Below are 11,477 nucleotides of genomic sequence, written 5' to 3'. Positions count from 1 at the left end.
GCCATGATGCTCGACAACCCCGCTTCCAAGTATCGCCCCTTCGTTGCCGTGGACCTGCCCGACCGCCAGTGGCCTAACCGCCGCATCGAGCAGCCGCCGATCTGGACCAGCGTCGACCTGCGCGACGGCAACCAGTCGCTGATCGATCCCATGGATCAGGAGCGCAAGCAGCGCTTCTTCGACCTGCTGGTCAAGATCGGCTTCAAGGAGATCGAGGTGGGCTTCCCCTCGGCCTCCCAGACCGACTTCGACTTCGTGCGCTCCCTGATCGAGGGCGACCGCATTCCCGATGACGTCACCATCCAGGTGCTGACCCAGGCCCGCGACCACCTGATCGACCGCACCTTCGAGTCCCTCAAGGGGGCGAAGAACGCCATCGTCCACGTCTACAACGCCACCGACCCGGTCTTCCGCCGCGTGGTGTTCAACGTGACGAAAGAGGAGTGCATCGGCATCGCCGTGGACGCCACCACCCGCATCCGGCAGCGCATGGCGGAGGCCCCGGAGACGAACTGGACCTTCCAGTACTCCCCGGAGCTCTTCACCACCAGCGAGATGGACTTCGCCAAGGAGGTGGTCGAGGCGGTGATGGCGGCCTACGGTGCCACCGCCGAGAAGCCGATGATCGTCAACCTGCCGGCCACGGTGGAGGCGGCGTCGCCCAACAACTACGCCGACCAGGTGGAGTGGTTCTGCCGCCACGTGAAGAACCGCGATGCCCTGATCGTCAGCGTGCACCCCCACAACGACCGCGGCACTGGGGTGGCCGCCGCCGAGCTGACCCTGATGGCGGGCGCCGACCGCGTCGAGGGCACCCTTTTCGGCAACGGCGAGCGCACCGGCAACGTCGATATCGTGACGCTTGCCATGAACATGTACACCCAGGGCGTGCACCCGGGCCTGGACTTCTCCAACATCACGCCGATCATGCGCGAAGTGGAGTACTGCAACCAGCTGCCGGTGCATCCGCGCCACCCCTACGTGGGCGACCTGGTCTTCACCGCCTTCTCCGGCTCCCACCAGGATGCCATCAAGAAGGGCATGGCGGAGCGCCGCGCCAACCCGGACGCCGTCTGGGAGGTGCCCTATCTGCCCATCGACCCCCTGGACGTGGGCCGCAGCTACGAGGCGGTGATCCGCGTCAACAGCCAGTCCGGCAAGGGCGGCGTCTCCTACCTGCTGGAGCAGGAGCACGGCATCGAGCTGCCGCGCCGCCTCTCCATCGAGTTCAGCCAGGTGGTGCAGGAGGTGGCCGACCGCACCGGCAAGGAGATCACCTCCCAGATGATCTACCAGGCCTTCGCCGACGAGTATCTGGAGCAGACCTCGCCCTATGCGCTGGTCAGCCACCGCCTCTCCTCGGAGCCGGAGAGCCCAGTGGTGACCCTGGAGGCGACCATCGAGGAGCGCGGCGAGCGCCGCACCATCCAGGGCCAGGGCAACGGCCCGCTGGCGGCCTACATCAAGGCGCTGGCCGCCGCCGGCCACGACGTGGAGATCATCGACTACCACGAGCACTCCCGCGGCCAGGGCTCCGACGCCGAGGCGATCGCCTACGTGGAGGTGCGCATCGCCGGCGAGGCGGTGTTCGGCGTCGGCACCGACGAGAGCATCACCAGCGCCTCCATGAAGGCGGTGATGAGCGCCATCAACCGCAAGGTCTCGACCCAGGCCCCAGCGGCCAATGTGACCGCGGAGTCACTGGCGTGATACGCCTCCTGCTGTAGGAGCCCAATTCATTGGGCGATGGAGGCCGGAGGCCTCCCCGGCGCCAGCGGCACCGCCGGGCGCCTGCGGCGCCAATCGCCCGACAAGTCGGGCTCCTACAAGGGCGTCTTGCTTCCTTCGCCGGGGATCTCCCTGACCAGCTTCGGCATCAGGAACCCCGGCAGCACCTCCCTCAGGCCCGCGACCAGTTCGCGGGCCTGGTCGTCTGGCACGTCGAAGTGAGCCGCGCCGGCCACCGGGTCGAGCACGTGGAGGTAGTAGGGCAGCACGCCGGCCTCGAAGAGCCGCTCGGAGAGCTCTGCCAGGGCATCCACCGAGTCGTTGATCCCGCGCAGCAGCACGCTCTGGTTGAGCAGGGTGACCCCGGCCGCCTTGAGCCGGGCGCTGGCGTCGATCACGGCGTCGTCGATCTCCTGGGCGTGGTTGATATGCACCACCACCACCTTCTGCAGCCGGGTACTGCCGAGCCAGTCGAGCAGGGCGGCGTCGATGCGGTCGGGGATCACCACCGGCAGGCGGGTATGGATCCGCAGCCGCCTGAGGTGGGGGATGGCCGCCAGGCGCTCGACCAGCCAGGCGAGCTGGCGGTCGCTGGCGGCCAGGGGGTCGCCGCCGGAGAGGATCGCCTCAACGATCGTGGGGTCGCGTCTCAGATGGTCGAGGCTTGACTCCCACTGGGCCCGGGAGGGGGCGTTCTCGGCGTAGGGAAAGTGGCGGCGGAAGCAGTAGCGGCAGTTGACCGCGCAGGCGGGACTGGTGATCAAGAGTACGCGTCCACGGTACTTGTGGATCAACCCCCGAGCCGGCGTATGGGCGGCCTCCTCGAGGGGGTCGGCCACATAGCCTGGGGTCGGCAGGAGCTCCTCGCCCAGGGGCAGTACCTGGCGCAGCAGGGGGTCGGTCGGGTCACCCGGGCGCATGCGGGCCAGGAAGGCCTCGGGAACCCGCACCTCGAAGAGCCCATGGCCCGCCTCGGCGCCGGGCCGCCAGGCGGGATCCAGGCCCAGGCGACGGCACAGCTCGGCGGGGTCGCGAATGGCGCCGGCCAGCTGGGCCTGCCAGGCGGGCGGTAGCGCCAGCGGTTCGGCCTCGTCGTGACGCTGCAAAAGGGCGGGGCTTCGGGTTATCATGCGGAACACCAGTCAATGCGGACGACGCCCGGCGACATGCCTGGCCTCGTCGAACTATCGTTTCCCAGCGCGCCCCGGGGTCCGGCGGCGCGCTTGAACATGGGTGAGAGAAGATGGCGAACTATTCTACCAACGAATTCAAGGGCGGTCTGAAGGTGATGCTGGACGGCGATCCCTGCTCGATCGTCGAGAACGAGTTCGTGAAGCCCGGCAAGGGCCAGGCGTTCAACCGCGTCAAGCTGCGCAACCTGATCACCGGCCGCGTCTGGGAGCGCACCTTCAAGTCAGGGGAGTCCCTCGAGGGCGCCGACGTGATGGACCTGGACATGGAGTACCTCTACACCGACGGTGAGATGTGGCACTTCATGAAGACCGACGGCTCCTTCGAGCAGTACGCGGTGGAGAAGAAGGCCCTGGGCGACACCATCAAGTGGCTCAAGGAACAGGTGGTCTACACCGTGACCCTGTGGAACGACAACGCCATCAGCGTGACCCCGCCCAACTTCATCGAGCTCGAGGTGGTCGAGACCGACCCGGGCCTCAAGGGCGACACCGCCCAGGGCGGCTCCAAGCCGGCGACCCTCTCCTCCGGCGCCGTGGTTCGCGTGCCGCTCTTTATCAACCAGGGCGAAGTCTTGAAGGTTGACACGCGCTCCGGCGAGTACGTCTCTCGCGCCTGAGTAAAGGCTCTTTAGCCAGCGGCGCCGGGGACAGGTCGTAGAGAGGGTCTTTTGCCAGGGATGGCAAAAGTAGCGTACAGGGAAGTATTCACAGCGCCCTCTCGTCGGTCCGGCGTTCCGGGGCCTGTCGCCGGAAAAGCCGCGGTGATGCTCGATTCCGACGAGCGCATTCTCGTCAAGGCCACGCTTCGGCGTGGCCTTGACGATTCCGGAGGAGAGGAAATGACCGACGACTGGCGCCCCACGGCGACGATCGCGACCCTGCGCGACCGGGCGCGGCTGCTGGCCGAGGTGCGGGCCTTCTTCGCCGAGCGCGGCGTGCTGGAGGTGGAGACGCCCGTGCTGGGCCACGGCGGCAGCACCGACCTGCATCTGGCCTCGCTCTCGGCCCGGGCGACCACGCCGGCGGGACGCGAGCGGCTCTGGCTGCAGACCTCGCCGGAGTTCGCCATGAAGCGGCTGCTGGCGGCGGGGGCCGGGCCCATCTTCCAGCTGGCGCGCTGCTTCCGCGACGGCGAGGTGGGGCGGCGCCACAACCTCGAGTTCACCATGCTGGAGTGGTACCGCCCCGGCTTCACCCTCGACGCGCTGGTCGAGGAGACGGCCGCCCTGGTGCACCGGGTGCTGGGTCGAGAGCCGGGGGATAAGGCGGTACCGCTGCGCCGTCGCCGCTACCGGGCGCTGTTTCGCGAGGCGTTGGCCATCGATCCCTTCACCGCGCCCCTGGCCGAGCTGCGCCGGCTGGCCGAAGAGAAGGGCAGGCTCGCCATGCATGACGCCCCCCGCGACGACTGCCTCGACCTGCTGATGAGTCTCGTGATCGAGCCGGGGCTTGGCCGCGAGGGGGTCGAGGTGGTGGTGGACTACCCGGCCAGCCAGGCGGCCCTGGCCCGGCGTCACCGCGACCCGGAGGACGGCGAGTGGGTGGCCTCGCGCTTCGAGCTCTACCTCGAGGGGCTGGAGCTCGCCAATGGCTACGACGAGCTGACCGATGCCGCCGAGCAGGCGGCGCGCTTCGAGGAGGACAACACCGCCCGGCGGGCGGCGGGGCTGCCGGAGGTGAATATCGACCGGCGCCTGGTGGCGGCGCTTGAGCACGGCATGCCCGAGGGGAGCGGGGTGGCGCTGGGCATCGACCGGCTGATCCAGCTGGCTCTGGGCAAGGCGAGCGTGGCGGAGGTGATGGCCTTCGCCACGCCGCGCTGCTAGAACGCTCCCAGCGACTGCCCCATCTGCACCTTGGCGCCGGGCTCGAGGCCGTCGGCGAAGGCCACCGGCTCCGCGAAGGCCATCACCACCGTGGAGCCGAGCTTGAAGCGCCCCATCTCTGCGCCGCGTTCCAGATGCACCGGGGTATCGAAGCGGATGCGCTGCACGCCGCCCCGGGGCAGCGGGGTGATCTGGCCTGCCCACACCGTCTCGATGGCGGCGACGATCATCGCCCCCACCAGCACCATCACCATGGGGCCCTGCTCGGTGTCGAAGTGGCACACCAGGCGCTCGTTGCGGGCGAAGAGGTTGGGCACGTGCTCGGTGGTGGCGGCGTTCACCGAGAAGAGCCGCCCCGGCACGTAGACCATCTCGGTCAGGGTGCCGGCCAGGGGCATGTGCACCCGGTGGTAGTCGCTCGGGGAGAGGTAGATGGTGGCGAAGCTACCGCCCAGGTAGCGGCGCGCGGCCTCGCCGTCGCCGCCCAGCAGGTCCATGGCCGAGAAGCGGTGGCCCTTGGCCTGGACCAGCTGCCCCGCCTCGAGGGGGCCGAACTGGGAGAGCCTGCCGTCGGCGGGGCTCAAGATCCCCTCGCCGAGGGGGCGGGCATCCGCCTTCAGCTCCCGGGTGAAGAAGTCGTTGAAGGTGGCGTAGGCCGTCGGGTCGGGGTTGGCCGCCTCGTTCATGTCGACCCTGAACTGACGAATGAAGCGCCGTATCAGGGCATTCTTCAGCCAGGGGGTGCGGCATTCGGCGAGCCGCCCCACCAGCCGCGAGAGCAGGTGGTGGGGCAGGGGGTACTGGATCAGGGCAAAGAGCTTGGCGAGTGACAAGGGCGTTCCTGTTGCTGTGCGTTGAAGGCTATTTCTCGATGGGGGTGTCGTCGCGGTTGCCCCACTCCTTCCAGGAGCCGGCGTAGCCGCGGATCTTCTCGAAGCCCAGGGCGCGGCCGACGAGCCAGGTGAAGCCGCTTCTGTGGTGGCTCTGGCAGTGGGTGGCCACCTCCATGTCGGGCGTCAGGCCCAGCGCCTCGAGCTCGGTGATCAGCTCGGCGTAGTCGCGGATGCGCAGCTGGCGCTCCGGGTCCATGGCGCGGGTCCACTCCATGTTCACGGCGCCGGGGATATGGCCCAGCTGGCGGTTGTCACCCTTCTCGCCGCGGTACTCCTCGGGGGAGCGGGCGTCCCAGATGGCGAAGCCCTTCTCGCCCAGGCGCTCCTGGAGCTCGATGCGGTCGATCAGTACCTCGGGCCTGAGCACTTCCGCCTCATAGTCGCTGGGCGTGGGGGCGGTGGACTCGGTGGCGACCGGCTGGCCGGCGGCGCGCCAGGCGTGGATGCCGCCGTTGAGGTAGGAGTAGCGGGTGTGGCCGATCAGCTCCAGGGTCCAGAGCAGGCGCCCGGCCCAGCCGCCGCCCTCGTCGTCGTAGGCCACCACGTGGGTGTCGCGGGTGAGGCCGAGCTCGCTGAAGAGCGCGGAGAGCTGCTCCACCGTGGGCTCCCGGCAGGGCACCTCGCCCTCGCCGCGCATCAGGCGCCCCTTGTCGAGGAAGATGGCACCGGGCACGTGGCCCTCGGTGTAGCTCTCGCCCTTGAGCGGCACATCGATGATCAGCAGCGACGGATCATCCAGGTGCTCGGCGAGCCGTTCCGGCTCGACGATCAGCGGCAGCAGGTTGGCTTCGGAACTCATGGGGCTCTCCTTTCCTTGTTCTGAGAATCAGGCCTTGTTCTGGCAATCAGGCAGTCGGGTGATCAGGACTCGAGCGATTCGACGATGCGCCGATAGCTGGCGAAGCGCTCCGGATGGATCTCGCCGCGCTCCACCGCCTCGAGCAGCGCGCAGCCCGGCTCATGGCGGTGGCGGCAGTCGCGGAAGCGGCAGCGGCCGAGAAAGTCGCGGAACTCGATGAAGCCTTCCGCCACCTGCTGCTCGTCCAGATGGCCGAGGCCGAACTCGCGGATCCCGGGGGAGTCGATCAGCTCGGCGGACTCGGCGTCGGGCAGCGGATAGAGCCGCGCCGTGGTCGTGGTATGGGTGCCCTTGCGCGAGTCCTTCGACAGCGCGCCGATGCGAAGTTCCTCGTCGGGCAGCAGGCGGTCGATCAAGGACGACTTGCCCACGCCGCTCTGGCCCACGAACACCGAGGTGCGCCCGGCCAGGCGAGCGTGCAGGGCGTCGAGGCCGTCCTCGCGCTCGGTGGTGGTGGTCACCACCGGGTAGCCCAGCCCCTCGTAGCGGCGCAGCAGCGCCAGCAGCTCGCCGCCACCCTCGGGCAGCAGGTCGATCTTGTTGAGCACCAGCACCGGCGCGATGCCCGTGGCCTCGGCGGCAATCAGGTAGCGGTCGATCAGGTTGGGGTGGGGCTCGGGCTCCACGGCGAAGACGATCAGGATCTGGTCGATGTTGGCCGCCACCGGCTTGAGCTGGCCGCGGGCGTCGGGGCGCTCCAGCACGCTGTCGCGCTCGCCACGGGCCACCACCACGCCTTCCACCACCCGGCCATCGGGGTCCTCCCGGCCACGCCAGATCACCCGGTCGCCGGTGACCAGCCCTTCGAGGTTGGCGCGCAGGTGGCAGCGCACCGCCTCGTCGCTATCCTCGGGGCGCACGTCCAGGGTGCGGCCGAAGTGGGCGGTCACTCGCCCGGGGCGCTCCTGGCCGTACTCACCGGCGGCCAGTTTCTCGCTCTCACGGGCATCGCGCTTGGCGGCGCGTTCGGCGCGCTCGGCCTGGATCTTCTCGATGCGCCAGCGCTGCTGGCGGCTAAGCTTGCGTTTGCTCATGGGGGCCTGATGCTCGGTACAATACCCGTATTGTACTCATCCACCGCGCCGGCTGTCGCGAAAACCGCGCCGGCGCCCGCAGCCAAGGCAGACTCATGGCCCAGAATGACGACAGGCAGGACCCCCGCCAGCAGCGGCTGGTATGGATCGATCTGGAAATGACCGGACTCGACCCGGAGAAGGAGCGCATCATCGAGGTGGCGACCCTGGTCACCGACGCCGAGCTCAACGTCGTGGCCGAGGGGCCGGTGATCGCGGTGAGCCAGCCGGAGAGCCTGCTCGACGCCATGGACGCCTGGTGCACGAAGACCCACGGCGAGTCGGGGCTGACCGCCCGGGTCAAGGCGAGCGGCGTCGAGACCGCCGAAGCGGAGCGGCTGACCCTCGAGTTCCTGCGCGAGCACGTGACGCCCGGCAGCTCGCCCATGTGCGGCAACAGCGTGCACCAGGATCGCCGTTTCCTGGAGCGCGAGATGCCCGAACTGCTGGCCTTCTTCCACTACCGCAACCTGGATGTCTCGACCCTCAAGGAGCTGGCCAAGCGCTGGAACCCCGGTGCCATGGCGGGCTTCCAGAAGCGCAACGTCCACCTGGCCATGGATGACATCAAGGAGTCCATCGCCGAGCTTGCCCACTACCGCGAGACCTTCCTGCGCCTGCCGGGACGCGATAGCGACGAGGAGGAGTAGGTCAGCCGCTGGCGATCAGCGCCTGGCGCTTCTCTCGCTGGCGGGCCAGCGCCCAGCGCACGTGTTCGCGGACCAGATCGGAGGGGTAGGGCAGCCGTGCCCTGAGGGCGGCCTCCACGGCCTCGCTCCAGGGGGCGTTGCCGAGCCCCACGGCGAGGTTGCGCAGCCAGCGGGCGTAGCCGATGCGGCGTATGGGGCTGCCGGCGGTCTTCTCCAGGAACTCCTCCTCGCCCCAGGCGAACAGCGCCAGCAGGCTGGCGCGGTCCAGGTCGTGGCGCGGCGCGAAGTCGGGTTCCTGGCTCACCCGAGCAAAGCGGGTGAAGGGGCAGACCAGCTGGCAGTCGTCGCAGCCGAACACTCGGTTGCCCATGGCCTCCCGGTAGCGCTCGGGGATGGCGCCATGCAGCTCGATGGTGAGGTAGGAGATGCAGGCTCGGGCGTCCACCACCCGGTCCTCGACGATGGCGTCGGTGGGACAGGCGGTGCGGCAGGCGCTGCAGCTGCCGCAGTGCTCGCTCTCGAAGGGTGGGTCCACCGGCAGCGGCAGATCGGTGTAGAGCTCACCCAGGAAGAAGAGCGAGCCCGCCTTCGGGTTGAGCAGCATGGCGTTCTTGCCGAACCAGCCGAGTCCCGCCTTGCGGGCCAGCGCCCGCTCCATCACCGGCGCGGAGTCCACGAAGGCGCGATAGCCGAAGGGGCCCGCCTCGGCTTCGATCCATTTCGCCAGTGTCGCCAGGCGCTTGCGCATCAGCTTGTGGTAGTCGCGGCCGGTGGCGTAGCGCGACACATAGGCGCGCTCGGGCTGGCCCAGCACCTTGGCGGTCTCCACCTCCGCGGGCAGGTAGTCCAGGCGCACGCTGATCACCCGGATCGTACCCGGCTCCAGCTCGGCGGGGCGGGTGCGCTTGGTGCCATGCTTGGCCATGAAGCCCATCTCGCCGTGGTAGCCGGCGGCCAGCCAGCGCTCGAGGCGCGCCTCGTCCTCGGCCAGGTCCACGTCGGTGATGCCCAGCTGCTGAAAGCCGAGCTCGCGGCCCCAGGCCTTGATGCGCTCGGCCAGGGGATAAAGGTGGGCGTCGGCGGGGGCAGACGGGTCGGACATGATCGCGGAAACACCATGCAGGGAGGCCTCGCCACTTGGCGCAGGCCGGGAAGGCTTTACACTGTTCGTCAGTCGATACCGCCATGGTAAAGCATTGCCCCTCGGGAGACACCGCATGACCGCCACCAGCGTCCATCCCGCGCCGCCGCTGCGCCCCCTCTATCGCGCCGAGCAGGTGCGCGAGCTCGACCGACGCACCATCGCCGGCGGCATCCAGGGCTTCGCCCTGATGCAGCGGGCCAGCGCCGCCGCCTGGCAGCGGCTGCGAGAGCGCTGGCCCGAGACGCGCGCGCTCACGGTGCTCTGCGGCGCCGGCAACAACGGCGGCGACGGTCATGTGCTGGCGGCCCTGGCCGCCGCGGAAGGGCTCGCCGTGCAGCGTATCCTGCTCAAGGGCGTCGACGAGCTCGCAGGCGACGCCCGCCTGGCCGCCGAGATGGCCACGGCGGCGGGCGTGGGCGCCGAGCCCTGGGCGCCCGGCATGGCCTTCACCGGCGAGCTGGTGGTGGATGCGCTGCTCGGCACCGGGCTTGCCGGCGAGGTGCGCGGCGCCTTCCGGGAGGCGATCGCGGCGGTCAACGCCTGCGGCCTGCCCGTATACGCCATCGATATCCCCTCCGGGCTGCATGCCGATACCGGCGTCGTGCTGGGCGAGGCGGTGCGGGCCAGCGCCACGGTCACCTTTATCGGTGACAAGCTGGGGCTGCATACCGGGGCGGCGGCGGAGCACGTCGGCGAGCTGGCCTTTCGGTCGCTCGGGGTGGACGCCCTGGCCGAGACGGACCTGGTGCCCGCCGCGCGGCTGCTCGACGAGTCCCTGCTCGAGGCCTGGCTGCCCCCCCGCCCCCGCAGCGCCCACAAGGGAGACTGCGGCCATGCGCTGATCCTGGGCGGGGCGCCGGGCTTTGGCGGGGCGGCGCTGCTGGCCGCCGAGGCCTGCGCCCGGCTGGGCGCAGGCAAGGTGAGCCTGGCCACCGCCCCCGAGCACGTCACGGCGAGCCTGGTGCGACGCCCGGAGGTGATGGCCCACGGGGTGCGCGGCGCGTCGGATCTCGGCACGCTGCCGGCCCTGGCCGACGTGCTGGTGGTGGGCCCGGGCCTGGGGCAGGGAAGCTGGGGGCAGGCCATGCTGCAGGCGGCCCTCGAGGCCGGGCGGCCGCTGGTGGTGGACGCCGATGGCCTCAACCTGCTGGCCGAGCGCTTCTCGGGAAGGCGCCGCGACGGCTGGATCCTGACGCCCCACCCCGGGGAGGCGGCCCGGCTGCTGGGCGGCTCCGCCGCCGAGGTCGAGGCGGACCGCCCCGCTGCGGCCCTGGCCCTGCGCGAGCGCTTCGGTGGCGTGGTGGTGCTCAAGGGGGCCGGGACCCTGGTGGCCGGGCCCGAGGGCCTCGTGGTCTGCCCCTTCGGCAACCCGGGAATGGCCAGCGGCGGCATGGGCGATTCGCTCTCCGGCATGCTTGGGGCCCTGCTGGCCCAGGGCCTGCCCCTGGAGGCCGCCGCCCGGCTCGGTGTGCTGGTGCACGCCCTGGCCGCGGATCTCGCCGCCGCGAACGCCGGGGAGCGTGGTCTGCTGGCCGGTGATCTGGCATCCTATGCGCGAATTCTGGTCAATCCGACTATCAGCGGGACAATGGGGCGGTGACGATGCGGCTGCGACTCGATGATGAAGCGCGTCAGGTGACCCTGGGCGAGTGCCTGGGGCGGGCCCTGGAGGGGCGTGGGCGAGTCTACCTCGAGGGGGAGCTGGGGGCCGGCAAGACCACCCTGACCCGCGGGGTGCTGCGCGCCTATGGCCACGCCGGAGCGGTCAAGAGCCCCACCTATACCCTGGTGGAGCCCTATGAGCTCGAGAACGCCCGGATTCACCATTTCGACCTCTATCGGCTGGGTGACCCCGAGGAGCTGGAGTTTATCGGCGGCCGCGACCTCTTCGACGATGACGCCCTCTGCCTGGTGGAGTGGCCCAGCCGCGGCGAGGGCTGGCTGCCCGAGCCCGACCTGCGGATCACCCTGACCCTGGCCGGCCCTGGCCGCCTGGCTCGCCTCGAGGCCGTAAGCGAGCTCGGCGAGCGGGTCATGGCGAGGCTCGCGGCGATGCCCGCCCTGGCCGGCTGCGCCGACACCGCGGAGGAGGGCGAGACGCCACGATGATC

The 11,477-nt window shown here is 70.0% G+C and carries 11 protein-coding genes; 6 read left to right on the top strand and 5 right to left on the bottom strand.

The window, feature by feature from the left end:
• The first annotated feature begins 3 nt into the window (after positions 1-3).
• Positions 4-1,710 carry a 2-isopropylmalate synthase gene (gene leuA, locus ACRYRV_RS03385; protein ID WP_444985971.1) on the top strand — a complete coding sequence of 569 codons (1,707 nt, stop codon included), beginning with the start codon at positions 4-6 and terminating at the stop codon, positions 1,708-1,710.
• Positions 1,711-1,823: 113 nt separating this feature from the next.
• Here leuA and epmB read toward each other — a convergent pair whose 3' ends face one another.
• Positions 1,824-2,858 (bottom strand): EF-P beta-lysylation protein EpmB, encoded by a 1,035-nt coding sequence (gene epmB, locus ACRYRV_RS03380; protein WP_444985972.1) that lies wholly within the window; start codon positions 2,856-2,858, stop codon positions 1,824-1,826.
• A 113-nt stretch (positions 2,859-2,971) separates the two neighbouring features.
• Here epmB and efp point away from each other — a divergent pair, with 113 nt between their 5' ends.
• Positions 2,972-3,538 carry an elongation factor P gene (efp, locus tag ACRYRV_RS03375; RefSeq protein ID WP_253450282.1) on the top strand — a complete coding sequence of 189 codons (567 nt, stop codon included), beginning with the start codon at positions 2,972-2,974 and terminating at the stop codon, positions 3,536-3,538.
• A gap of 222 nt (positions 3,539-3,760) precedes the next feature.
• The gene (epmA, locus tag ACRYRV_RS03370) at positions 3,761-4,747 is read left to right on the top strand and encodes an EF-P lysine aminoacylase EpmA (RefSeq protein ID WP_444985973.1); all 987 of its coding nucleotides are present in this window, start codon (positions 3,761-3,763) and stop codon (positions 4,745-4,747) included.
• On the opposite strand, the gene asd is transcribed toward epmA, so the two are convergent.
• From asd to rsgA, 3 genes are all read right to left on the bottom strand, one after another.
• Positions 4,744-5,580 (bottom strand): archaetidylserine decarboxylase, encoded by an 837-nt coding sequence (gene asd / locus ACRYRV_RS03365; RefSeq protein WP_444985974.1) that lies wholly within the window; start codon positions 5,578-5,580, stop codon positions 4,744-4,746. The genes epmA and asd overlap by 4 nt on opposite strands.
• Positions 5,581-5,608: 28 nt before the next feature.
• Complete coding sequence (locus tag ACRYRV_RS03360) at positions 5,609-6,439, bottom strand: sulfurtransferase (protein ID WP_253450290.1); 831 nt, start codon at positions 6,437-6,439, stop codon at positions 5,609-5,611.
• A 62-nt stretch (positions 6,440-6,501) separates the two neighbouring features.
• The gene (gene rsgA / locus ACRYRV_RS03355; protein WP_253450294.1) at positions 6,502-7,533 is read right to left on the bottom strand and encodes a small ribosomal subunit biogenesis GTPase RsgA; all 1,032 of its coding nucleotides are present in this window, start codon (positions 7,531-7,533) and stop codon (positions 6,502-6,504) included.
• A 95-nt stretch (positions 7,534-7,628) separates the two neighbouring features.
• On the opposite strand from rsgA, the gene orn reads away from it, so the two are divergent.
• Positions 7,629-8,222 carry an oligoribonuclease gene (gene orn / locus ACRYRV_RS03350; protein WP_444985975.1) on the top strand — a complete coding sequence of 198 codons (594 nt, stop codon included), beginning with the start codon at positions 7,629-7,631 and terminating at the stop codon, positions 8,220-8,222.
• Position 8,223: 1 nt separating this feature from the next.
• Here orn and queG read toward each other — a convergent pair whose 3' ends face one another.
• Positions 8,224-9,324, bottom strand: a complete 1,101-nt coding sequence (gene queG, locus ACRYRV_RS03345; RefSeq protein ID WP_444985976.1) for a tRNA epoxyqueuosine(34) reductase QueG — start codon at positions 9,322-9,324, stop codon at positions 8,224-8,226.
• A 115-nt stretch (positions 9,325-9,439) separates the two neighbouring features.
• Between queG and ACRYRV_RS03340 the strand changes: the two genes are divergently transcribed.
• Positions 9,440-10,966: an NAD(P)H-hydrate dehydratase gene (locus ACRYRV_RS03340; RefSeq protein ID WP_444985977.1), complete on the top strand. Its 1,527-nt coding sequence runs from the start codon at positions 9,440-9,442 to the stop codon at positions 10,964-10,966.
• A gap of 2 nt (positions 10,967-10,968) precedes the next feature.
• Positions 10,969-11,475, top strand: coding sequence for a tRNA (adenosine(37)-N6)-threonylcarbamoyltransferase complex ATPase subunit type 1 TsaE (tsaE, locus tag ACRYRV_RS03335; protein WP_253450303.1), 507 nt, complete (start codon positions 10,969-10,971; stop codon positions 11,473-11,475).
• Positions 11,476-11,477: the final 2 nt, after the last annotated feature.

This window comes from Halomonas mongoliensis, from assembly GCF_052496345.1.
The sequence above is the reverse complement of the archived record's forward strand: the minus strand, read 5'-3'. Positions and strand labels throughout refer to the sequence as shown.